Origin of the sequence: Sphingomonas flavescens, assembly GCF_030866745.1 — a bacterium.
Classification (GTDB): domain Bacteria; phylum Pseudomonadota; class Alphaproteobacteria; order Sphingomonadales; family Sphingomonadaceae; genus Sphingomicrobium; species Sphingomicrobium flavescens.
In genome coordinates, this window is sequence record NZ_CP133016.1 from 2,511,111 (window position 1) to 2,533,625 (window position 22,515).

The 22,515-nt window shown below is 63.7% G+C and carries 26 protein-coding genes and 1 tRNA gene; 20 read left to right on the forward strand and 7 right to left on the reverse strand.

From position 1 onward, the window contains the following. Nucleotides 1-177: 177 nt before the first annotated feature. Both QU596_RS12870 and QU596_RS12875 read left to right on the forward strand, forming a co-directional pair. Nucleotides 178-432 (forward strand): hypothetical protein, encoded by a 255-nt coding sequence (locus QU596_RS12870; protein WP_308515995.1) that lies wholly within the window; start codon nucleotides 178-180, stop codon nucleotides 430-432. Between the two features lie 53 nt (nucleotides 433-485). Then, a complete protein-coding gene (locus QU596_RS12875) occupies nucleotides 486-827 on the forward strand; it encodes a hypothetical protein (RefSeq protein ID WP_308515996.1) in 342 nt (113 codons plus the stop codon). A 358-nt stretch (nucleotides 828-1,185) separates the two neighbouring features. Here QU596_RS12875 and QU596_RS12880 read toward each other — a convergent pair whose 3' ends face one another. Genes QU596_RS12880 through QU596_RS12890 form a run of 3 tightly spaced genes read right to left on the reverse strand, consistent with a single transcriptional unit; the run spans nucleotide 1,186 to nucleotide 4,652 of the window. Continuing rightward, entirely contained in the window at nucleotides 1,186-2,436 is a 1,251-nt protein-coding gene (locus QU596_RS12880) for an N-succinylarginine dihydrolase (protein ID WP_308515997.1), read from the reverse strand. A gap of 3 nt (nucleotides 2,437-2,439) precedes the next feature. Further along, a complete protein-coding gene (locus QU596_RS12885) occupies nucleotides 2,440-3,456 on the reverse strand; it encodes an arginine N-succinyltransferase (protein WP_308515998.1) in 1,017 nt (338 codons plus the stop codon). Further along, nucleotides 3,453-4,652, reverse strand: coding sequence for a hydrolase (locus QU596_RS12890; RefSeq protein WP_308515999.1), 1,200 nt, complete (start codon nucleotides 4,650-4,652; stop codon nucleotides 3,453-3,455). Before QU596_RS12890 ends, QU596_RS12885 begins: the two co-directional genes overlap by 4 nt. Before the next feature lie 112 nt (nucleotides 4,653-4,764). On the opposite strand from QU596_RS12890, the gene QU596_RS12895 reads away from it, so the two are divergent. From QU596_RS12895 to QU596_RS12915, 5 genes are read left to right on the forward strand one after another with little or no spacing between them, the layout of a single operon-like run. Further along, entirely contained in the window at nucleotides 4,765-6,180 is a 1,416-nt protein-coding gene (locus QU596_RS12895) for an MFS transporter (protein WP_308516000.1), read from the forward strand. A gap of 42 nt (nucleotides 6,181-6,222) precedes the next feature. Continuing rightward, nucleotides 6,223-6,747 (forward strand): CvpA family protein, encoded by a 525-nt coding sequence (locus QU596_RS12900; RefSeq protein ID WP_308516002.1) that lies wholly within the window; start codon nucleotides 6,223-6,225, stop codon nucleotides 6,745-6,747. Further along, entirely contained in the window at nucleotides 6,744-8,117 is a 1,374-nt protein-coding gene (cysS, locus tag QU596_RS12905) for a cysteine--tRNA ligase (protein WP_308516003.1), read from the forward strand. The genes QU596_RS12900 and cysS overlap by 4 nt, the downstream gene beginning before the upstream one ends. Next, nucleotides 8,114-8,536: an iron-sulfur cluster assembly scaffold protein gene (locus QU596_RS12910; protein WP_308516004.1), complete on the forward strand. Its 423-nt coding sequence runs from the start codon at nucleotides 8,114-8,116 to the stop codon at nucleotides 8,534-8,536. The genes cysS and QU596_RS12910 overlap by 4 nt, the downstream gene beginning before the upstream one ends. After that, nucleotides 8,533-10,365, forward strand: a complete 1,833-nt coding sequence (locus QU596_RS12915; RefSeq protein ID WP_308516006.1) for a cation:proton antiporter domain-containing protein — start codon at nucleotides 8,533-8,535, stop codon at nucleotides 10,363-10,365. Before QU596_RS12910 ends, QU596_RS12915 begins: the two co-directional genes overlap by 4 nt. On the opposite strand, the gene QU596_RS12920 is transcribed toward QU596_RS12915, so the two are convergent. Then, nucleotides 10,322-10,870, reverse strand: a complete 549-nt coding sequence (locus QU596_RS12920; RefSeq protein ID WP_308516008.1) for a shikimate kinase — start codon at nucleotides 10,868-10,870, stop codon at nucleotides 10,322-10,324. The two genes, QU596_RS12915 and QU596_RS12920, sit on opposite strands and share 44 nt — an antisense overlap. Nucleotides 10,871-10,917: 47 nt before the next feature. On the opposite strand from QU596_RS12920, the gene QU596_RS12925 reads away from it, so the two are divergent. The 5 genes from QU596_RS12925 to QU596_RS12945 all read left to right on the forward strand — a co-directional run bounded on the left by QU596_RS12925 (nucleotide 10,918) and on the right by QU596_RS12945 (nucleotide 16,186). Further along, nucleotides 10,918-11,064, forward strand: coding sequence for a hypothetical protein (locus QU596_RS12925; RefSeq protein WP_308516009.1), 147 nt, complete (start codon nucleotides 10,918-10,920; stop codon nucleotides 11,062-11,064). Beyond that, on the forward strand, nucleotides 11,054-12,784 hold the full coding sequence (locus QU596_RS12930; RefSeq protein ID WP_308516010.1) for a hypothetical protein: 1,731 nt from the start codon (nucleotides 11,054-11,056) through the stop codon (nucleotides 12,782-12,784). Before QU596_RS12925 ends, QU596_RS12930 begins: the two co-directional genes overlap by 11 nt. A gap of 38 nt (nucleotides 12,785-12,822) precedes the next feature. Continuing rightward, nucleotides 12,823-13,677, forward strand: coding sequence for a tyrosine-type recombinase/integrase (locus QU596_RS12935; protein WP_420030986.1), 855 nt, complete (start codon nucleotides 12,823-12,825; stop codon nucleotides 13,675-13,677). Nucleotides 13,678-13,713: 36 nt separating this feature from the next. Then, on the forward strand, nucleotides 13,714-14,655 hold the full coding sequence (locus QU596_RS12940) for an acetyl-CoA carboxylase carboxyltransferase subunit alpha (protein ID WP_308516013.1): 942 nt from the start codon (nucleotides 13,714-13,716) through the stop codon (nucleotides 14,653-14,655). A 73-nt stretch (nucleotides 14,656-14,728) separates the two neighbouring features. Continuing rightward, a complete protein-coding gene (locus tag QU596_RS12945; RefSeq protein WP_308516014.1) occupies nucleotides 14,729-16,186 on the forward strand; it encodes a M48 family metalloprotease in 1,458 nt (485 codons plus the stop codon). Between the two features lie 9 nt (nucleotides 16,187-16,195). Here the strand turns inward: QU596_RS12945 and QU596_RS12950 are convergent, their stop codons facing one another. Continuing rightward, nucleotides 16,196-16,384 (reverse strand): Flp family type IVb pilin, encoded by a 189-nt coding sequence (locus QU596_RS12950; RefSeq protein WP_308516015.1) that lies wholly within the window; start codon nucleotides 16,382-16,384, stop codon nucleotides 16,196-16,198. Between the two features lie 66 nt (nucleotides 16,385-16,450). Beyond that, on the reverse strand, nucleotides 16,451-17,245 hold the full coding sequence (locus QU596_RS12955; RefSeq protein WP_308516016.1) for a methyltransferase domain-containing protein: 795 nt from the start codon (nucleotides 17,243-17,245) through the stop codon (nucleotides 16,451-16,453). 57 nt (nucleotides 17,246-17,302) lie between these two features. Here QU596_RS12955 and QU596_RS12960 point away from each other — a divergent pair, with 57 nt between their 5' ends. From QU596_RS12960 to folE, 8 genes are all read left to right on the forward strand, one after another. After that, complete coding sequence (locus QU596_RS12960; protein WP_308516017.1) at nucleotides 17,303-18,025, forward strand: ComF family protein; 723 nt, start codon at nucleotides 17,303-17,305, stop codon at nucleotides 18,023-18,025. Between the two features lie 38 nt (nucleotides 18,026-18,063). Further along, on the forward strand, nucleotides 18,064-18,321 hold the full coding sequence (gene grxC, locus QU596_RS12965) for a glutaredoxin 3 (RefSeq protein ID WP_308516018.1): 258 nt from the start codon (nucleotides 18,064-18,066) through the stop codon (nucleotides 18,319-18,321). Nucleotides 18,322-18,324: 3 nt separating this feature from the next. Continuing rightward, a complete protein-coding gene (locus QU596_RS12970) occupies nucleotides 18,325-19,152 on the forward strand; it encodes a carbon-nitrogen hydrolase family protein (protein ID WP_308516020.1) in 828 nt (275 codons plus the stop codon). After that, nucleotides 19,149-19,550 carry a DUF1178 family protein gene (locus QU596_RS12975; RefSeq protein WP_308516021.1) on the forward strand — a complete coding sequence of 134 codons (402 nt, stop codon included), beginning with the start codon at nucleotides 19,149-19,151 and terminating at the stop codon, nucleotides 19,548-19,550. The genes QU596_RS12970 and QU596_RS12975 overlap by 4 nt, the downstream gene beginning before the upstream one ends. 47 nt (nucleotides 19,551-19,597) lie before the next feature. Next, nucleotides 19,598-19,674: transfer RNA gene (locus tag QU596_RS12980), tRNA-Arg, on the forward strand. Nucleotides 19,675-19,782: 108 nt separating this feature from the next. Next, nucleotides 19,783-19,986 carry a DUF6356 family protein gene (locus QU596_RS12985; protein WP_420030924.1) on the forward strand — a complete coding sequence of 68 codons (204 nt, stop codon included), beginning with the start codon at nucleotides 19,783-19,785 and terminating at the stop codon, nucleotides 19,984-19,986. Nucleotides 19,987-20,038: 52 nt separating this feature from the next. Beyond that, nucleotides 20,039-21,292 carry an FAD/NAD(P)-binding protein gene (locus tag QU596_RS12990; RefSeq protein ID WP_420030925.1) on the forward strand — a complete coding sequence of 418 codons (1,254 nt, stop codon included), beginning with the start codon at nucleotides 20,039-20,041 and terminating at the stop codon, nucleotides 21,290-21,292. After that, a complete protein-coding gene (gene folE, locus QU596_RS12995) occupies nucleotides 21,289-21,900 on the forward strand; it encodes a GTP cyclohydrolase I FolE (protein WP_308516024.1) in 612 nt (203 codons plus the stop codon). Before QU596_RS12990 ends, folE begins: the two co-directional genes overlap by 4 nt. Before the next feature lie 84 nt (nucleotides 21,901-21,984). On the opposite strand, the gene QU596_RS13000 is transcribed toward folE, so the two are convergent. Continuing rightward, nucleotides 21,985-22,449, reverse strand: a complete 465-nt coding sequence (locus tag QU596_RS13000; RefSeq protein WP_308516025.1) for a PA2169 family four-helix-bundle protein — start codon at nucleotides 22,447-22,449, stop codon at nucleotides 21,985-21,987. Nucleotides 22,450-22,515: the final 66 nt, after the last annotated feature.

A 22,515-nucleotide genomic window follows, 5' to 3' on the forward strand; every position in this document is an offset into this window, starting at 1 on the left:
ATCCACAAGCCCGAAAAACCGATTGTCGCGCTCCCGAAACGGTTCCTCGCGGTTCGTCCCGCGTTGAAACAGGTGCGTGTCGCCAGAGTGACACCCGGAGCGCAAACACGGATCGTCGATGAAACCTAACGATTCGACGCTCGTTGATGGTTCGAAATGGTTTCGAAGGAACACACGATGCTTAGTCCGATCGAGTCTCGCCGGCCGGCATTCAACCCGAGTTCGCGGGGATATCACGCCGTCTATCATGATGGTGAAGTGAATCACTGTCCCGGCTGCGGTCGCACGCATTGGATCATTGGCCGCTTGTCTGCCGAATGCGCCTTCTGCTCGACCGCGTTGCCACTCAAGGATGCGCTCACCAACGGTCCGGCGTCGGCGCCGGTCTTCTGGAGCGGAACGCGGCGGACTTACACCGACCTCGCCGCCTAAGCCTCGTCAAATTAGCGATATTCGCGTCACGCGTCCGGACTATACTCGGACGCGTGAAGCGACTCTGGCTCTCCGTAACCGCTGTCCTGATCGCATCTCCCGCAGTCGCGGGCGGCGCGTCGGATTTCATGCTCGTCAACGGCACCAGCGTGCCCTTAACCGATCTTTCGATCACGCGGGCGGGCTCGTCGGACTGGAAGTCGCTCGGCCCAGCACCGTCGGCAGGGGCGCGGACCTCTCTAAAGTTTAAGGATCCGGATTGCGCGTTCGATATTCGCGCCAACGTTCAGGGAGCCGGGCAGACGACCTGGACCGGCGTCAATCTGTGCGGCGCGAAATCCGTGACACTGAACCGCGACGGTTCGGCAGGCGCGTGGGTCGATTACGACCAGTGACGTCGTGACGGCGTAACGGGGCACGCTGGGATGCGGTCGCGATTGCCGGCTCTGGCGGACGAACGCTGTCCAGCAACTTCCCTCCGGCAATGAAGACGACGCCCGTGCAAGCCAGGGCCAGCACCCACCCGCCATATCCCGGATAGGCGTCGAGGTAGAGCCGGCCGCGCTCCACCGCGCCAAGCGCAATGGCATAGATCACCAGCCACGCTTCGGTGCGTGTCTTGATCTGGAAGAGGCGACCGATCTTTTTCAGCATACCCATCGTTAACGGTTGAACGCCGTAACGACGGTTTTGAGCCGGAAATTTCTTACTGGATAGCGTTAAAATGGAATTAAGAAGAATCCCGTTCCGGGACTAAGCGAGCTCCTGCAGGGAGAGCGCATCCAGCAACCTCAGTCGTGCCTCCACGACCTGCGCGACAAGCGCCGGCTGCTGAAGATCGGCGTGATGAATTTCGTCCGGCCAGTAGCGGGTCACAACCTTCGCTAGAGCATCCAGCTTCGCTTCATCAGCCAGAAAGCGCGGGTCGACCGAAGAGGGGTCGGCCACCACGCGCAGGCGTAGGCAAGCCGGTCCGCCACCGTTCGCCATCGACTGTCGCACATCGACGACTTCCACTCGACGAATTGGACCGTTGCCGGCCAAGTGGCGTTGCAGCCATCCCCAGACCGCAGGAGTTTCTTGCGCTTCAGCCGGGACGACGAGTGTCGGTTCGCCGTCGGGGGTCGTCAGCAGCTGGGCATTGAACAGGTAAGATCGGATCGCCTCCTCAAGGGACACTTCCGCTGCCGGCACTTCGACATATTCAAAGCCGGGCACCAACTTCTGGAGTTTGGCGACTAGCGAGTTCTTGTCGGCAAAAGCGAGTTCGTGGGCAAACAGGACCCGCTCATTCGCGACAGCAACGACGTCGTTGTGGAACGCACCAGCTGCGATTGCCTGTTCTGACTGCTCAGCAAAGAGCGTGCGTTCGGGGTTTAGCCCATGCCGCCGAGCGATCGCCTTCGACGCTTCCAGATGCTGCCGCGCAGGATAGGCGCCGCCTGAGACGCCGTAGACGAAAACCTCGACCCCCGGTTCGCCGTGGCTCGCGCAGAGCCGCATATGATTGGCCGCCCCTTCATCGCCAAAGGCCGGAGGAACCGGAGCATGCACCGCAAATTCCGCGACCGCGAACGCGAGCTGCAGTTGAGCGAGGGTCGCCGGCCATTCGTGGCTTCGGTGTGGCATTGTCTTTAAATTGGCGACGGTGAGGTGGCAGCGTCGGTCGGCCGTGTCCGGCGATGGCGACACGGTCGCCGCATTGGCTGCCCACATTGCCGACGCCGACATCGCATTCGCTGCGAGCACGGGGTCTGCATCTTCAAGGGTGGTGCCGAGCGCTTCCAGCCAGGTGCGGTTCGGGCGTGGGTGTGGAACGAACAGTCCCTGGACCAAGCCCAGCGTCAGGTTCGCGCGCATTTTCTCCAGCCCCTGGAGCGCAGCAGCACGAGGTCGCGAAACTTCCCCGGCGTTCCGCGCAGACGCGAGGTTGCCGAGGCTGAGACCCGCATAGTTGTGGCTTGGCCCGACGATCCCATCGAAATTGATTTCACGCAGCGGCATGCGTCAGCGATCCGCCAGCCACACGGTATCGCCTGGCTTGGCGCCGAGCATCGCCTGCGCTTCTGCGTCGATCGAGACCTGCCCGCCGCCGCAGTCCGCGACCCGGCCGTAGCAGGCAACGAAATCCGCCAGCTGTCCGCAGGCGATCATCATCGTCTTGCCATATTCGGCCGGCTCGTCGGCCAGTGTGGCCTGCGAGCACTCACGGATCGTGCGAATGTTGTCGGTGCGCGCGGTGACGGTTGGGCCGCCGTCGAAGACGTCGACATAGCTGTCCCACACGAAACCTTCGGTCTCCAGCATCTTAAGGGCAGCGCGGCCAGTCGGATGGGGCTGACCGATCACGGCCCGCGCACTTTCCGGAAGCATCGAGACATAGATCGGCGTCTTCGGAAACAGATCGGCGATGAATTGCGTGCCGTGCACGGCGTTGAACTCGTCGGCCTCGGGAAAGGTGAGGCCGAAGAAACGTCCGCCCAGCGCGTCCCAGAAGGGCGCATTTCCAGCCTCGTCCATCACGCCGCGGAGCTCGGCGAGAACGGTGTCGCCAAACCGTTTCCGGTGCGCCTTGATGAACAGGTAGCGCGACCGCGCCAGCAACATTCCCAGCCCGCCGGCGCGCTCCTGCGGGTGCAGGAACAGGCCGCCGACCTCACTCGACCCTTCGAGGTCGGTCGTTAGAGTGAGGGTCTGGTTGCGGAAGGTCCGGCCGAGCTCAGCGCTCTTCTGCGTGAGGGTCGAGATCAAGTAGCTGTAGAATGGCGACTCGCTGCCGACAGCGCCGAACACCTGGCAGGTCCCAATGATCTGCTTGTCCGCGACGCGCTCCAGCATGAAGATGTACAGGTCGTCGCCCGGTGTATTGCCCGCCCGGTCGAACCCCGCGGCGCTCCGCGCAAGCTTCCGCTCTAGAGTAGCCTTTTCGGCAGGCAGATTGGTGAAGCCACCACCCGTGAGTTTCGACAGATTGTAAAAGGCGCGCAGGTCGCTTTTGCGGGCTGCTCGGATCCGGCAGCTCATGACCGCGCCAGGCGTAGGATGGTCAAGGCACTAAGGGCGGCCCGCTCGGCCAGGCTCTCGACGATCAGATATTCCTCCTCGCTGTGGATCTTGCCGCCGCGTACACCCATGGTGTCCACGACGGGCACCCCGCATGCGGCAATGTTGTTGCCATCACATACGCCTCCGGATGGCTGCCAGGCGATCGTCTGACCAAGATCGCTGCCAGCTTGTTTCACAATGTTGAAAAGGCCTTCGGCATTCGGATCGAGCGGCTTGGGCGGTCTACCGAACCCGCCATGAATTTCGATCGCGACTTCATGTTCCGCACGGACCATCGCGACCGACCCGTCGATGATCGATCTGGCGCGCGCTTCGTCTTCGGGTGTCGCCGGTCGCATGTTGACCCGGAGCAGTGCGAAGTCGGGCACCACGTTGTTTGGGCTGCCACCTTCCATACGTGCGGGATTGATGCTGAGCCGCGGGCCTTTCGCCTTCGCCAGCCGCAGCGCGAGATCGGCGGCCGCAAGCAGGGCGTTGCGGCCGTCTTCCGGGTTCCGGCCAGCGTGCGCGGAACGTCCCCGAATGACGAAGTCGAAATTGCCGCTGCCGGGCCGCGCGCCAGCGAGCGTGCCGTCGGGCAGCGCAGCCGGCTCATAAGTGAGGGCAGCTTTCTTTCCTCGGGCGGCGCGCGTCAGGAGGGGGCCGGAAGACAGCGACCCGACTTCCTCATCGCTGTTAAGCACAACCTCGTAGCCGAAGTTCCGTGCGAACTCGGTTGCTTCGACCGCCTGCAACGCGGCCAACATCACGGCGATGCCGCCTTTCATGTCGGCGACGCCAGGGCCATTCAGCACTCCATCGTCCAATCGGCGGGTCGTCTGGAAGGCGTGGTCGGCGCCGAAGACCGTATCCATGTGCCCCGTAAAAAGCAGCTGTACCGGCGCTTCGGGCCGAACAGTCAGATGCAAATGCTTGCCGTGCTCGATTTCGAATGCTTTGCCGGCCGCATCGACGCCGGTGACTGGAGCCGGCTCCTCCGGCATCAGCGATCCGGGAAGCACGGAAAATGCATCGGTGAGCAAGTCGGCCATCGCTCGCAAGCCGGCAAGATTACGCGACCCGCTGTTCACCGCTGCCCACGCCAGAACCTGATCCAGCATAGGTTCCGCCGCCGCGCGTTCGACGGCCTGCTCTTCTACTGCCGTTAGCCCCATGCGGGAGCCCTAGCCGTGCCCTGCGCCGAACACCACACCGTGCAATTGTTCATGTGCTCGAATACGGTCCTCACGCATCTCTCTCGCGTCAGCTGCGTTCCGCAGGACAATCGTGGACCAGCAAACTTCCTCCTCATCCCGCGCACAAGTGTCGGACGGGCTGCCGATCCCGCGTCGATACTGGTCGATGCTCAGCATCTGGCTGGCGCTTACCATGGCCGTCCTCGATGGCGCGATTGCGAACGTCGCGCTGCCGACGATCGCGCGGGAACTGGGCGTCTCGCCAGCCGCCTCGGTGTGGGTCATCAATGCGTATCAATTGACGATCACCGTGCTGCTGCTTCCCCTGGCTGCGCTCGGTGATCGCATCGGTTACAAGCGGGTTTATCTGCCCGGCCTCGCACTCTTCACGCTTGGGTCGGTCGGCTGCGCAATGGCGGGAAGTCTCGCGCAGCTGATTGCGTCGCGCGCGTTCCAAGGGATCGGCGCGGCCTGCATCATGAGCATGAACGCGGCGCTGGTCCGCGCGACCTATCCTGCGAAGCTGCTGGGACGCGCCATCGGCTATAACGCCATGGTGCTGTCGATGGCCGCGGCAGCCGGACCGACACTGGCTGCGCTGATCCTGGGCGTTGCTTCCTGGCCGTGGCTGTTCCTGATCAATCTGCCGATCGGTGCCGCCGCGCTGGTCGTCGGAAGCAAGGCACTGCCGGGAATGCGGGGCCATGGCGAGGCCTTCGATTGGGGCTCGGCCCTTTTGAGTGCGGCGATGATGGGCTGCGTTGTTTTTGGCGCTGAGGATTTTGCCCGCGAAGGGCGCGTCGGATCACTGGCGCTCGTCGCTGTAGGTTTGACGGCCGGCGCCGTCTTGGTGCGGCGGGAGTGGCGCGATCCCAAGCCGCTCATTCCGCTAGACCTGCTGCGAATTCCGATCTTCAGCCTCTCGATCGCAACCTCGGTGATGAGCTTCGCAGCCCAGATGCTGGCCTATGTCGCCTTGCCATTCATGCTGCAGAGCGTGCTCGGCCGATCGGTGATCGCGACCGGCTTGTTGATGACGCCTTGGCCGATTGCCGTCGGAATCGCCGCAAGCTTTGCCGGGCGACTGGCGGACCGGGTCAATGCCGGCCTGTTGGGCGGTGTCGGCCTTGTCATCTTCGCCCTCGGTCTGCTCTCCTTGTCGCTGCTGGGCAGCTCACCTGACAATGTTGATATCGCGTGGCGAATGGCTGTTTGCGGGCTCGGCTTCGGGATCTTCCAGTCGCCGAACAATCGGACCATCGTCAGTGCTGCGCCCAAGGCTCGATCGGGGGCGGCGGGCGGGATGCTGGCGACGGCGCGGCTGCTCGGCCAGACCACGGGCGCGGTAGCTGTCGGTGCGGCATTTCACGGTTCTGGCGTCGGTGCGGCACCGCGATTGATGCTGGCGGCATCGATCGTGGCTCTGGTCGCGGCTGGGTTGAGCCTCGCTCGACTCCGCGTGAACCCGCCGGGACGCGTGGCCATCTATAAGCCGATCATCGACTAGGCGGGGCTTTCATCGCCGAAACGCCTTCGCTAGCGCAGCAGGGTGACCGCGCTCGACATCTTCGTCTTCCTCCTGCTGTTCGGCGGCGGTGCCGTCGGCTTCGTGCGCGGCTTCGTGCACGAGGTCGTGTCGCTGTTTGCCTGGGTCGTCGCGATCGCGATGCTCAAGCTATTTCACACGCAGTTGTGGACCGGACTGATCAACAGCTTTCATTGGGACAACGCGGCGGCGGCGGTGTTGGCCTTCGCCATCCTCTTCATTCCGAGCTTCCTGCTGGTGAAGCTGCTGGCGCGGTCGATCGGCGGGCGGACGCGGCGGCACGCGTTGCTCGGGCCGTTCGACCGGGTGCTCGGTGGCGGCTTCGGCGCGCTCAAGGGGCTACTCGGCGCGACCCTGTTCTTCCTTCTCGCCAACCTTGCCACTGATATGGTCTACGGCCCGCAGTCCGACCGGCCGGAGTGGATGACCAAGTCCCGCACCTATCCGCTGCTGAACGCGAGCGGGCGCGGCATCGTCGACTGGGTGCAGGCGCGGCGGCTCAAGCCCAATAAGGTTGGCGAACAATGATCAGGCTTCACGACACCCTTGCGCGGGAGAAGCGCGAGTTCATCCCGCAAGACCCGAAGCGGATCACCATGTATGTGTGCGGACCCACGGTCTACGGCCGTGCGCATATCGGGAATGCGCGTCCGTACGTGGTCTTCGACACGCTGGCGCGGCTGATCCGGCGGGAATTTGGCGAAGACAGCCTGGTCTACGCGCGGAACATCACCGACGTCGACGACAAGATCATCGCTTCTGCGGCTGCAGAAGGCGTCGACCCCTCAGTCATCACTGCGCGGTACGAGGACCACTTCCTTGATGACATGCGCGCGCTCGGCGTGCGCGATCCGGACATCGCCCCGCACGCGACGCGCGAGATCGCCGAGATGGTGGCGATGATCGGGCGGTTGATCGAGCTTGGCCACGCCTATGCCGCGGAGGGCCATGTGCTGTTCTCGGTGCCGAGCGACCCTGATTATGGCGCGCTGAGCAAGCGCGACCGCGACGCGATGGTCGCCGGTGCGCGCGTGGAAGTTGCCCCTTACAAGCGCGATCCTGCTGACTTCGTGCTGTGGAAGCCCAGCACCGAAGGCATGATTGGCTGGGATTCGCCATGGAGCCGGGGGCGGCCCGGCTGGCATATCGAATGCTCGGCGATGATCCGCGCCCATCTGGGCAAGACAATCGACATTCACGGCGGCGGACTCGATCTCATCTTCCCGCACCATGAGAACGAGATCGCGCAGAGCCGCTGCGCGCACGGTGGGGCCCCGCTGGCGCGCTACTGGGTGCACAACGGCTTCGTCGACATGGGCACGGAGAAGATGTCGAAGAGCCTCGGCAACATCATCACGCCGGGTGAGCTTCTGGCACAGGGGCACAAGGGCGAGACGCTGCGGCTGGCCCTGCTGAGCGCGCATTATCGCCAACCGCTGGCTTGGAGTGAGCGCCTCTTGGAAGATGCCGAGACAATACTACGAAAGGCGACCGACGCGCTTCGCTTTGAGGAGACTTTTCCAGCAGTTCAACCTGAGACCAGATTCATCTCACTCCTAAAAGATGATCTAAATACGCCAGGGGCATTGGATTATATTCGGGTGAAAACGCGAAAGGTTAGAGCGCTTGCGAGCGCCCAATCTTTTGGATCGCCATTTAGCGCTTACAGAATCTCGGGCGCGGAGTTGTTGTCGGCGTTCGAGATGCTTGGCATTGATCGGCAAAGCATATTAGGCACATTAGACGAAGATCAGGAAATCACGGACCTGATTCAACTAAGAGATGCAGCCAAGGCCAGCCGAGATTTCGCGACGGCCGATCGCATCCGCGACGAGTTGAAGGCGGACGGCATCGTATTGGAAGACGGCCCGGGCGGCACCACTTGGCGTCGTGGATGAGTGCGCAGCTTTACACCACGGACATCCTACGCCTGGCGGCCTCTTTACAGGAGCCGCGACAACTTGACCGCGAGGACGGGCGCGCCGAGGTCCGTTCGCCCACCTGCGGCAGCCGGATCTGGATGAGCGTTCAGCTCGACGACGATCGCCGGGTCGAGCATGTCTCGATGCAGGTGCACGCCTGCGCCTTCGGCCAGGCCTCCGCCGCGCTGGTCGAGCGCCATTGCCGCGGACGCGATCACGATCAGGTTTCCGAGGCGATGTTGGCGTTGAGCCGCTGGCTGGCGAACGAGCATAACGAAATCGACCACTGGCCCGGCATTGCCGTGCTTGAGCCTGGACGCGGAACCAGCGGCCGGCATGGGGCCATCCTGCTTCCGTTCCGCGCCTTGCTGGCTGCGATGGAAGACGCGCGTTGACGACACCGGCCGAGACCGCGCAGGCGACGACCGCAATCCTCGAAAGCGGTGCGATCCTCCTTGGCGCGGCGCTGGTTTTCGTGACGGTATTTCGTCAGCTCAAGCTCGGCGCGACCTTGGGCTATATCGTCGCTGGCGCGCTCATCGGGCCGCGGTTGCTGGGGCTGATCAAGGACCCCGAGCAGCTCACCAGCGTGACCGAGATCGGTATTGCGCTGCTGCTGTTCATCGTCGGGCTCGAATTGAAGCCGAGTCGTCTCTGGCGCTTGCGGCGGGATATCTTCGGTCTTGGTCTCATCCAGGTGGTGGCCTGCGGCATCGTGCTCAGCTCCCTGCTTTATTTCGCCCTCGGCATCTCGCCGCAGGCCGCGCTGGCGATAGGTTTGCCGCTGGCACTGTCGTCGACCGCGCAGGTGTTGCCGATGCTGCGCGCGGACAATGAGTTGAACACGCCGCAGGGGGAACGAGCGTTCTCCGTGCTGTTGTTCCAGGACCTGGCGATCGTGCCGATGATCACCATCATCGCGGCGATGGCGCGGACGCCACCGGACCCGGGCGCGCCGGTCGGGTGGATGCTGGCGCTCTATACGTTGGCGGCCGTGATCGGGCTGGTGATCGTGGGGCGCTTCTTGCTGAACCCGTTGTTCCGACTGGTCGGCCGTCTGGGCGAGCGCGAGCTGTTCGTGGTCGCAGGCCTGTTTACGGTCGTGGGCGCTTCCGCGGTCATGCACAGCCTGCACCTTTCGGTGCCGCTGGGCGCCTTCGTTGCGGGCGTGATGCTCGCCGAGTCGCCGTACCGGCATGAGCTGGAGGCGGACGTCGAGCCGTTCCGTTCGATCCTCCTTGGCCTGTTCTTCCTGTCGGTCGGTATGCTGCTCGACCTCGGCATGATTGCCGAGCGGCCGCTATTCGTCCTCGGCATCGCGGCCGCGGTGATCTCCACCAAGACCGCGCTGATCAGCCTGATTGCGCGAGGCTTTCGTGCAAGCTGGCCGAATAGCGTCAGGCTTGGGCTGCTTCTCAGCCAGGCTGGCGAGTTTGGCTTCGTTCTGTTTGCGCAAGCAACCAATGCGCAGTTGATTGAACGAGAGGCCGCCTCACTGTTCGGTGCCGTCGTAACGCTATCCATGGCGACGACGCCGTTCCTGATGCGCTTCATCGACTTTCTTGAGCGGCGCGAGGAGACCCGCGTCGACCTCGACGGTCCAGAGAAATCGCCCGAGACGAGTGCGATCGTCGTTGGCTACGGCCGTTTCGGGCAGACGGTCGCCCAGATGATGATGGCGAAGAGCATCGGCGTAACGCTCATCGACAAGAAGCCGGGGCAAATCGAGCTTGCCGGCGAATTCGGCACGAAGGTCTATTACGGCGATGGAGTCCGGCTGGACCTCCTCCGGACCGCGGGTGCTGAAACCGCGCGTGTGATCGCATTTTGCAACGATAACAAGGATGGCGATCTAAGCGCAGAAGCTTTGCGCGCGGTGCTAAATGCCTTCCCCCAGGCAGCTGTCATGGTTCGCGCATACGATCGCCTGCACCTCATTGAGCTGGACCGACTCGACCTAGCTTTCGCTGAGAGAGAACTTTTCGAGAGTGCCGTCGCGATGGGCCGCGCCGCGCTGAAGGCGAACGGCATTCCTCTTGGCGAGATCGACCGCGTCGAGCGGGAATACCGCGGGCGCGACTGCGAGCGGCTCGAGCGTCAGGCGGCCTCAGGCGACATCCGCGCCGGTTGGGAGCGCGCGTTCGCGCCCGACCGCGCACTTGACGATGAAGACGGCGGGCCTAGCCCCGATCCGCAGCCAGGAACGTCTCCAGTTCCACAATGATCGCATCGACCACGTCCTTGTGGGCGCCGTCACCGCTTTTCACGTGGATATGCGCCTCCTCGTAAGATGGGCGGCGTTCCTGCGACAGGCGTTCGAGAACGGCCTTCGGGTCACCGGTGCGGAGCTGCACGCGGGTATCGCGGCGTGAGGTGCGTTCGGTCAGGACGTCGACCGGAGCATCGAGCCAGACCGTTATCGCGCGCTGGTTCAGCAGTTCGCGGGTGCGCGGATCGACATAGGCCCCGCCGCCGGTTGCGATGACGCGGACTTCGCCTTCGATCAATCGAGCCACCAGTCGACGTTCGCCGTCTCTGAAGTCGCGCTCGCCGTAACGCTCGAACACCTCGGCGGCCGGGAGCCCTGAGGCATCCTCGATTGCCGAATCGCTGTCGACGAAAGACACACCTAAGCGCTTGGCCAGGCGGCGCCCGACCGTCGATTTGCCAACCCCCATAAGTCCCACCAGCACGACGGGCCGGTCGAGACGCTTCGACAATTCGGTCACCGTTAAGGGCTATACAGCGGCGCGCGCGCTGGGCAAAAGCCGCGTCCATGCCGCGGATACTCATTCCCATAGTCCTGGTGCTTGTTGTGCTGGGTGTGCTGTTCTTCCTGTCGACGCTGCCGAAGGAGCAGCCGACCAAGCCGATCGAGGTTCAGGTCACGCCGGGCGCAGGCACTGGGGGCAATGCTCATTAAGCCCGTCTGGCTGGCATCCGCGGCGCTGCTGCTGGCGCTGCCCGCGCTCGCGCAACAGGCGAACGTAACGCAGCCGGCGCCGGCTGCGACGCCATCGACGCCCGCTCCCGTCCGCCAGGCCGCTCCGGCGGAATCGGGTGGCGATGAAAGCGCGGTTGAAGAGGTCGCGGCCGTGAACATTCCGCCGCCGGTGCCGCCGATCGAATATCCTGGGTGGGCACGCCGCGATCCGTGGTCGGTCGGCGCGATTTCACCACAAGCCGCGGGGCTTACCGACGACGCTTGGGGCGGCGCCAATGGACCATTTCTTTCGACATTGATGCGGCGGATGCGTGCCCCGCTCGCGTCGCGCTGGGCGCACATCGCCCTTCGAGACGCCCTGCTGGCCAAGCTTCATGCGCCCGTGAATGTCAATCCGATCGACTGGACGGCCGAGCGGGCCTGGCTGCTGCTGCGGATGGGCGAAGCGGACGCGGCGCGGATGCTCGTTGCCGGCGTCGACGTCGACCGCTTCACGCCAAAGATGACGCAGGTGGCTGTCCAGACTGCCCTGGCCAGCTCGGACCCGTCGGCCCTGTGTCCACTGGAAGATGGCATGCGGAAGGCCGAGCCGGGCGTGCTACGTTTGGTGCAGGCAATGTGTGCGTCGCTGGCTGGACAGCCGGAATCGGCGTCAGCGACAATCGATCAGGCGCGGCGTTACGGTCGGATCGGCGGGATAGACCTTGCGCTGGCGGAGAAGGTTGTCGGGGCCGGCGCGAACGGCCGGACCACGACACTCGAATGGGATCCAGTAGACTCGCTCACAGCCTGGCGTTTTGGGCTCGCTACCGGCACCGGTGCCGTCCCGCCGGACCGTCTGATCAACGCCGCGTCGCCGCAGCTGAGGGCTTTCCAGGCTCGGGCACCCATGCTGACCGCTCAGCAACGGCTGCCGTCGGCCATGATCGCGGCTGGGATGGGTGTGTTCTCCTCTCAGTCGATGGTCGATCTTTACTCATCCATCTACGATGCCACGGATCCTGACGACCTTCCCGGCAGTGACGCCTGGCAATTGCGTCTCGCGTACGTCGCCAAGGATCCCGGCGCGCGTACGGCAGCGATCCGCAAGCTGTTGGGCACCGGCAAAGGCCGATACGACAAGGAAGGCGCGCGTGCGCTGGTCGCCCGCGCGGCGTCGATGGTCCGCCCGGACGCCAAGCTTGGCAAGGATGCCTGCGATCTGATTTCCGCGATGCTTGCGGGCGGCTACGATCAAGCGGCCGCGCGATGGATTCCGATCCTCGATGACCTCGACGACGAAGCGAACGACCGCTGCTGGGCGATGCTGGCTCTGGCCGCGCCGAATGTGGCGGAAGTCACCGCGCGGCGCGTCAACGCCTTCATTAAGCGCGACAACAGCCGCGATCACGTCCGTAGCGCCTTGCTGGTCGCAGGCCTTGCAGGGCTCGGGCGGCTGAACGCCGAGACCGCCAACTCGATCAACCGGAGCAACGGACTAGGTCTGGGCCACGTGACGAACTGGACCAGAATGATCGACGCAGCCGCAGCGCGCGGGCAGGGGGGCACCGTACTTGTGCTGACCGGAACGGGCTTTCAGACGCCTGCGTACGACAGGATTCCGGCGTCGCATCTGTTTCACGCCGTGTCGGCGCTTGGGAAAACCGGGCAGGGCTTCACCGCCCGGATGATCGCCGCCGAGGCCCTGTCAAGGACGTGACGCCCGACGACCGCGCCCTGGTCGACCGGTTTCTCGACATGATGGCAGTGGAGGCCGGCTCGTCGCGTCACACGCTGGCGGCCTATCGTAACGACCTCGAACGGGCGGCGGAGGATGCCGGTGTGCTTGGCGACGCGAACACCGAGAAGCTCCAGCAGCTGGGGGCCAAGTGGAGTGACCTCGCGCCGTCGACCGTTGCCCGCCGCTCAGCAGCGCTCCGCCGCTTCTACGGGTTCCTGATCGACGATGGGCTGCGCAAGGACGATCCTTCGGCTGCGCTGCCGCGCCCCCGCCTCGAACGGCCGCTTCCCCGTATTCTGGATACCGCGGAAGTGGAGCGAATGTTTGCAGCTGCCGAGGATCGCGCGGCGAGCGGGGAGCCGAACGGGTTGCGAAACCTCGCGTTACTCGAACTATTATACGGATCGGGCCTGCGCGCTACCGAGCTTGTCAGCCTTCCGCGCGTAGCGGTTCGGCCAGACCAGCCCTTTCTAATGGTGCGCGGTAAAGGATCGAAGGACCGTTTGGTGCCGATCTCCACGCGGGCGCAAGCTGCTGTCGCGAATTGGCTGGAGATCGCGCCGGGCGGCCGCCCCTGGCTTTTCGCCAGTGGCAAGTCGCACCTCAGCCGCGTGCGCCTGTTCCAGATCGTCCGTGCCATGGCAGCCGACGCAGGCATCGCGCCCGAACGCGTCAGCCCACACGTGCTGCGTCATGCTTTCGCAACCCACCTCCTTTCCGGCGGCACGGATCTCCGGGTCCTGCAGTCGCTGTTGGGGCACGCCGACATCGCCACGACGCAAATTTACACCCATGTCGACAGTGCCCGGCTGGTCGAGCTCGTCAACACCCGGCACCCGCTGGCGACGCGCAATCGCCAACCGCCGCGTTGACGGCCACCGCAGCTTGCGCCTACCCGCCCGCTCCACATGCTGAATTATCTCGATTTCGAAAAACCGATCGCCGAGCTGGAAACCCGCGTGGCGGAGCTGCGCGAAACCGCCAGCAGCTCCGACATCGATATCGATGCGGAGGTCGGCAAGCTCGAGGTCAAGGCCAACAAGCTGTTGCGCGACACCTATGCGAAGCTGACGCCGTGGCAGAAGGCGCAAGTCGCGCGCCATCCAGACCGGCCGCACTTCAAGGATTACCTCGGGGGAATCGTTGACGAATTCCTCCCGCTGGCTGGCGACCGCGCCTTCGCCGATGATCCGGCAATCATCGGTGGCCTGGCGAGGATCGACGGACGCCGCGTGATGATCCTGGGGCATGAGAAGGGCGACGACACGGCGACGCGCCTCAAGCACAATTTTGGCATGGCCAAGCCCGAGGGTTACCGCAAAGCGATACGGCTGATGCAGCTGGCGGACCAATTCGGCATCCCCGTCGTGACGCTTGTCGACACCCCGGGCGCCTTCCCGGGCGTACAGGCCGAGGAGCGCGGGCAGGCGGAGGCGATCGCCCGCTCAACCGAAGAATGCCTGAAACTTGGCGTTCCGATGGTAGCCGTCGTTGTTGGTGAGGGTGGATCGGGTGGCGCGGTCGCAATTGCGTCGGCCAACCGTGTGCTAATGTTCGAACATGCTGTCTATTCCGTCATTTCGCCCGAAGGCTGCGCGTCCATCCTTTGGCGAACGGCCGACAAAGCTGCCGATGCGGCGGAAGCGATGAAGATCACTGCCGCCGACCTCCATGCGCTCGGCGTCGTCGACCGTGTCGTCGATGAGCCTCTGGGGGGCGCGCATCGCGATCGCGACGCGGCAATCGGCGGACTGAAAGGTGCGCTCATCGAAGAATTGGACGGCCTCTCGGCTCTCAACAGCGATGAACTCCGCAAACAGCGCCGCGCGAAGTTTCTCGCCATAGGCTAGAGCAGGCCGGAACCCGCTTCAGTCATTCTCCGTTCAAAATTTGCGCGCTTTATCGGCGCGAGAGCGAGGGACTATGGCTGTTTTGCGTAAGAAACTGCTTCTGTTTGCCGCGGCGTCTTTGGCGCTCACGCCGGCCGCCGCGCAGCAACTCCGCTATCTTGATCCCCGCGACGTAGCCGAAGCCCAGCGCGACAACGCCCAGCTCGTACAGGACTTGGGCGGTGCCGAAACCGGACCGCGCGCGGCTTACGTCACGAGCATCGGCAGACGAGTCGGCCAATTTTCCGGCGTCGCCAATCCTAATCAAGCCCTTCACTTCACGACGCTAAATTCCGCGGTCGAAAACGCGCTGTCCGTTCCCGGAGGCTACGTCTACATCACGCGCCAGTTGCTGGGCCTGATGAATGACGAGTCCGAGCTGGCCTTCGCGCTCGGTCATGAAGTCGGTCACGTTGCGGCCAACCACGCCCACATCCGGGAACAATATGCGCAGCGCAATCCGCTCGGGGTCTTCGGTGCCATCGTCGGCGCGATCTTCGGCGGAGGCTTCTCCGATATTCTGTCCGCGCGTTCCCGCATGGACCTGCTCAGCTTCTCCCGGGATCAGGAATATCAGGCAGATACCCTGGGACTGCGCTACATGCTCATGGCCGGCTATGATCCAGCCGGTGCTGCCGGCGTGCTGGGAGCGCTCACGCGGCAGAGCCGGCTTTCGGCGCTGGTCCAGGGACGCACCAACCGCCAGACTCCGGAGTGGGCGAGCACTCACCCACTTAGCGAAAATCGGATGCAGCGCGCCTTGGCTGAGGCGCGGGCGACAGGCCGGCTAGGGACGGGCATTCGCAACCGCGATGTCTATCTCAACCAGATCGAAGGCGTCTTTGTCGACGATGACCCCGCGCAAGGCGTAATCGATGGCGCGACCTTCACACACCCGGATCTGCGCATCCAGTTCACGGTGCCGCAGGGCTACCTGATGTCCAACGGCACCGATGCCGTTACCGTTTCTGGATCGGCGGGGAAGGCGCAGTTCAAGGGCGGAGCGTTTCGCGGGAATCTCGACGACGCAGTATTGCTGGCATTCAGGGGACTTACGCAGGGTACCGCGAACTACCCCGTGCCGCCGCCACGACACGTCACCATCAACGGCATGCCGGCAGCGGTCACGACGGCGCGCTTTAACGGGGAGTCCGGGCCGATCGACGCCAGCGTCGCCGCCTATCAGTGGGAACCGGGCCGAATCTACTTCTTCGTGATGATCACGCCGGGCGGCTACGGGATTGGCCCGTTCGCCCCAATGATCAACTCACTCCGCAAGATCACCCCGGGCGAGGCTGCAGCAATCCGCCCGCGGGTCATCCACGTCGAAACTGTACGTCCTGGCGATACGCTTCAGTCGTTGAGCGCCCGCATGGCTTACCGGGATTACAGGCTCGAGCGGTTCCTCTCGCTCAACGACCTCAACCCCGGCAGCCGGTTGGCGCCAGGGCAAAAAGTCAAACTCATCGTCTACGGGTCGCGCCGAAGCTGATGCGCCCGCTTAGGACGGCATGTGTTCGTTAGCGGCGTTGCCGAGCTTGCCCCACATGCCACCGACGCCACCGCCCATCGACTGAAGTCCCGTCATCATCGCGATGACGATCAGGGCGGCAATCAGTCCGTATTCGATCGCAGTCGCTCCGCGCTCATCGGCGCGCAGCTTGCGCAACATTGTCCGGATAGCGATCACGCCACCCTCCTCTGGTCCACGTCCACATTGGCCGTTTATCCCAGCCAGAGTTAATAACTCTTCGGGCTATAGGGTTAACGCACCTGCAGGCTTGTCGGCAGCCCAAGCGGCGAAATGCAGAATTTCGACGGTTTCAGTCGTTCGACCGTCGCGACCGGCCGCGGAAAAGCTCGTCGCTGCGGCGGTGCGGCCCGCCCTTCTGATGAAATGTGGTCGGGCCGCTAGCACATTGGTCAGCCCCATGGCGCGCAGGTCGCGCACGAGACCTTCAATAGATTGGTATGAAAGGTTGACGCGGTCGATATCGACGACCGGGTTAGCGAGGCCACTCTCGGCAAGCAGAGAGGAGAGCGCCGAAGGTTCTATCCGAGGGTGAACATGAGGAGCTGCAGCGCCCGTCGCCTCATCCGCCGCCCGCATGGCCTCCCTCAAACGCGGAAGCGTTTCGCCGCCCGCCATCGCGCCGATGAGCAAACCCCCAAGGCTCAGCGCATAGCTCGTCAGGCGTAAGGCCAGCGGCAGATCGTTCACCGTATCAAGGGTGCCCACCGAGACGATTAAATCGTAACCTTGCTCCGGCGGGAGCCAAGCATCCTCGATTACCGCGGAGCCTCCGGCGGCATCGGCAAAAAGGGCGCCGGGATCGAGGATTTGAACGTCCGGTCCGAGCGCCCGTAGGCGCTTTGCCCAGGTCGGATCGGGACATCCGATTAGAAGCGCGCGTTCAAACTGCCGTTGCATGAGTTCGATCCGCTCAAGGCAATCGGCGAATGCGCGTTCATATAGGAAAAGTTCGACCCCCGATCGCGCCGCCCGATCGCGTCGCATCGCCCGGATCCTCATATCGAACAGTTCGGCCATGGCGGCGCTTGTGCAGGTCGTGCGCTCGGGCGACAAGAAGGCATGTTGTGGGCTGGCTTGAAGACATCCGCACGCGTGATCCTCGACTTCGCGCTGCCGCCACGCTGTGCGGGTTGCGGGACGATCGTCGGCGACGTGCACAGCTTTTGCCCGGACTGCTGGAAGCAGGTCGAATTTCTCGGCCACACCGGTTGCCAGACCTGCGGGATGCCCTTGCAATCCACTGAGCAGGCAACGTGCGCCCGTTGTTTGGCGCACGCTCCGAAGATTGCCCGGACGCGTGCAGCGGTCGCCTATGGAGATTTGACGAGGGGCCTCGCGATCCGCCTCAAATATGGACGCAAGGTCGCCATCGCTCGCACCATGGCGCGGTTCATGGCTCCGCTGGTGGGCGACAGTGAGAACGAGCGCCTTCTTGTTCCGGTCCCGCTTCATCGCACGCGCCTTTGGTCACGGGGATTCAACCAATCGGCTCTGGTGGCAAAAGAGTTGTCGCGCCGCTTGGGCATCGACGTGCAGCCGGCCGCCCTTCGCCGCACTCGACGCACTCCGCCGCTGAAGGGGATGACCGCGAGCCAGCGCAAGAAAACCGTGTCTGGAGCTTTTTCGATCGCTGATGAGGCCAGGATTAGGGGGAAAACGATAATCCTCGTCGACGATGTGCTGACCACTGGCAGCACGGCCGAGGCATGCGCGCGAACACTGCAGCGGGCGGGTGCGGCGCGGGTGGAACTGGTCAGTTGGGCACGTGTGGTGAAACCTTCGCAGTTGATGCGTTGAGTGCTCTGCCTAAATATCCACGGAAAGGGAGCGAGCGCGTGCCGGTTGTCGAGATCTATACGAAGGGCTTCTGTCCGTACTGCTGGCGGGCGAAGGAACTGCTGGATGCCAAGGGTATCGAGTTCCGGGAGATTTCGGTTGATTTTGGTGGTCCTGACAAGCAGGCGATGGTCCAGCGTGCGCGCGGCCGCACTACGGTGCCACAAATCTTTATCGACGATCGGCATGTCGGCGGCTGCGATGACTTGATGGCGCTTGATCGCGCCGGCAAGCTCGACGAGCTTCTCGCCGCCTGACGGATGACGCGCGTCGCGGTCTTTCAGCCGACTACGGGAATCGATCCGGCCGCCAATACCGCTGCGCTTGTAAAAGCGATTGAAAAGACTGCCGCTGGCGGCGGCACGATGCTGTTTACGCCTGAGATGTCGGGCCTGCTCGATCGCGATGCGAAACGGGCGTCTAGCGCCTTGAGAGAGCCGGAACGCGATGAGGTGCTATCGGCCTGTCGGGACGCGGCGGCGAAGCACGGTCTCTGGCTGCATATTGGATCGCTCGCGGTCCTCACCAGCAATGGGAAGGTAGCCAACCGGGCTTTCGTAATCGACGCGGCCGGCGAAATACGGGCAACCTACGACAAGATTCACTTGTTCGACGTGGACTTGCCCACAGGTGAGAGTTGGCGCGAGTCCAATGTGTATGCCGCCGGTGACCGAGCAGTCGTTGTCGACGACACGCCCGTCGGAAGGCTCGGGCTGACGATTTGCTACGATCTCAGATTCCCCGATTTGTTTGCGCGGCTGGCCGAGGCTGGAGCCGACTCCATTGCCGTCCCGGCCGCATTTACGGTCCCAACGGGCATGGCGCACTGGCACGTCCTGCTGAGGGCCCGCGCGATCGAAGCTGGTCTGTTCGTGATCGCTGCCGCACAAGTGGGTCATCACGAGGACGGACGGAATACGTTTGGCCACAGCCTCGTCGTCGATCCGTGGGGCGAAGTGCTGCTCGATCTGGGTGATCAACCGGGTCTCGGCTTCGTCGAGATCGATCGCGCGAGAATAGCCGACGTGCGCTCTCGCGTGCCTGCACTGGCGCACCGCCGGTCGATCCCAAATGTCACTCACCAATGATCGTCTTCGACCTGCAATGCCGGGAAGATGGCCAGATTTTCGAAGCCTGGTTCCGCTCGTCGGACGACTATGAGGACCAACGGCAGCAGGATCTCGTCATTTGTCCCCTTTGCCAATCTTCCAACGTGGGCAAGGCACCGATGGCGCCCCGGGTACCACGGAAGGGATCGGACAGCCCGTTGAGCCGGTTGGCTGCCATGCAGGCGGAGTTGCTGAAGAAGTCTCGCTGGGTCGGCGATCAGTTCACCGACACTGCGCGCAAGATCCACGCCGGCGAGATCGAACCGCAGCAAGTTCACGGAAATGCGACATTGGCGCAGGCAAGATCCCTGGTTGATGAGGGGGTCCCCGTCGCGCCGCTATTCGTGCCCGTCACTCCACCGGATCAGGTAAACTGACACGCGAATTGATTGGGCGGACATCGTCCCTTATTCCGGCCGCCAGTGACCCCGTAGCTCAGCAGGATAGAGCATCAGATTCCTAATCTGAGGGCCACTGGTTCGAATCCAGTCGGGGTCACCAGAAGCAGGGACAGGAGTTATGGCGACCAAGCAGCAGCAGGCTAGGCAGCACCACGCCGCGCAAGGCGCCGCGCACCGACTATTTGTGGAACACCCTCGTTCCCTCGGCATGACTTGGGGCGGACATGGTCTCGGCGCGGTTAAGATCGGCGCTGAATTGATCAGTGCCGGCTGCGCGGCCATGGTCCATGCCATCGTCCCTGGCCTGTTCACCGACACCGCCGGGCGGACCGTTGCGCGCATTTACGATCATATCCAGTCGCGAAAGGCGAGCGCGGCCAATCCGGAGAGTTGGCCTGACTACGAAATCTGATCGCCGCGCTGTCGCAATCGCTGGCGGAGGGGCTTCCGGAACTATCCTTGCGGTGCAGCTTGCCCGGCGCGGCATCAGCTCTGTCCTGATCGACGGCAGCGGGCGCGTAGGCAAGGGCGTGGCATATTCGACGACCGAGCCCGCGCACCTTCTCAACGTTCCAGCCCAAGGAATGAGCGCGCTGGCAGATGAGCCCGATCATTTCGCCCGCGCCTTCGAAGCCGCGGGCGGGCACCGCCGCGGCTTCGCGCAACGGCGCTTCTTCGGCCAATATCTCGGCGGATTGCTCGGGCACGCGGAAGCGAGCGGCAACGTCGCGTCCCTGAACGCCACAGCGACGGCCGCGAACCAGGTCGCTGACGGCTGGCGCGTTAGCTTGGACGATGGTTCTTCCCTGGAGGCGAGCGCTCTGGTGCTTGCGACCGGCAATCAGGAACCGGACGGGTTGCGGGCGTTCGCGGATGCTGGCAGCCGGTTCATCCGCAATCCATGGGGCGATGAAGCTCGCAACGCGATCGCGAATCTTGCCAGCAATGGCGAGGCGGCGCTGATCGTCGGCACCGGGCTGACGATGGTCGATCTGGTGCTGTCCCTCGATGCCGCCAGTTATACAGGCCGCATTGTCGCGCTTTCGCGGCGCGGGCTTATTCCCCGCACCCATGCGGATTTTGATCCCGTGCCTGTAGCGTTGGAGGACGTCCCGCAAGGCGATGTTCGCGGCCTGACGCGGTGGCTTCGGGAACGTGGCGCCCGGATAGGTTGGCGGGCCGCCGTCGACAGCCTTCGCCCGCACAGCCATGCCCTCTGGCAGCGCCTCGACACTACGCAACAGCGCCGGTTCCTCCGCCACGCCCGTCCGTGGTGGGACGTTCACCGTCACCGGATCGCGCCCGAGGTCGGCTCCACGGTTGCGCAAATGGTGTCCAGCGGCCAGCTTGAGATTGTCGCCGGCCGAATCGAGACTGCGACGGTCACCGACAGTAAGCTCGAGGTGACCTATCGGCGGCGACGCGCGAGCAAGCCGCAGCGCGAAACATTCGCCTACGCATTCAATTGCACGGGTCCGCTGCACAGCATGACGCACACCCGTGATCCGCTTCTGCGCAGTCTGTTGAATGCGGGAGCGGTAAAGCCCGATCATCTCGGAATTGGACTCGAAGTCGACGGAGTCTGTCGCGCGGCAAAGCATCTGTGGGCGATGGGTCCGCTGACCAAAGGCCGGTATTGGGAAATCATCGCGGTGCCCGATATCCGCGAGCAGGCCGCGCGGGTGGCGGCAGACATTGAGCAGGAGCTTTGCGCATGAGCGGCGATCCAGTGGATGGCGATCTGGTCGAACCGCCCCCGGCGGACGCCGTACCGGCAGACGTTGCGGAGGCGGTGAGAACGATCATTCGTTGGGCCGGCGACGACCCGGACCGCGAAGGCTTGCTCGACACGCCGCGGCGGGTTGCACGGGCCTGGCGGGAATATGCGCGCGGCTATCTCGAAAACCCGGCCGATCATTTGAGTCGAACATTCGAGGAGGTGGGAGGTTATGACGAGATCGTCCTGCTGAAGGGCATCCCATTCCAATCCCATTGCGAGCACCACATGGCGCCGATCATCGGGACCGCTTCGATCGCCTATCTGCCCCGTGACCGCGTCGTCGGGATCAGCAAGCTGGCGCGCGTTCTACATGGCTTTGCGCGGCGGCTGCAGGTGCAGGAGCGGCTGACCGCTCAGGTTGCCGACGCTATTTGGGAGCATCTTGAGCCGAAGGGCGTGGCGGTCGTCGTCGAGGCTAGCCACGCCTGCATGACAGCGCGCGGCGTCCAGACGCCGGGTGTGATGATGACGACCAGCCGGATGATGGGCACGTTCCGCGAGGACGAACGCAGTCGCCGCGAGGTCCTCGCCCTGATGGGTTATTGAGAAACGCAGGCGGGGCAGCGTCGCTGGCCTGATCGCTGCCCCGCGCCCCACCCCAAACGGAGGGGGTGTTCCGCGCCTTAACGTTTAAGCGTTGCTCGGAGTTTCCAGCCCGTGCTTCAGCTGGCTGATCTGGTCGTGGCCCTGCTTCACCGACTGATAGCATTGCTCAATCACCTGGCGGCTCTCACCTTGAATGCCATCGGTGTGCAGCGCAGCCTGCCACTTCTCCTTGAGATAATCCTCGCCGCGTTCGACCTCGTTGATGATCGACTTTTCATCGCGGCCCGTAATGGCCGCCTTCAAATCTTCGAAACGCTGGTGGGTCTTGCCAAGGAATGAGCCGTCATCCTCCGGGTTTCCACCGAGGCGCTGCACTTCCGAACGGAGCTTTGAAACGACTTCCTGCCGCTCATCGGCGCGCTGGCGGAAGATTTCGCGCAGGCGCTCATTGTCGATATTCTTCGCGCTGTCTTCATATCCGTTCACGCTGTCGATGGTCGTTGCGATCAGCGTGTTGAGTGCGGTGATAGTTTCTGAATGTTCAGCCATATGTACCTCCAATGGTGATTAGCTGAGACTTCAACGTGCGACAGCGCGGGACGATGCACGTGCGCC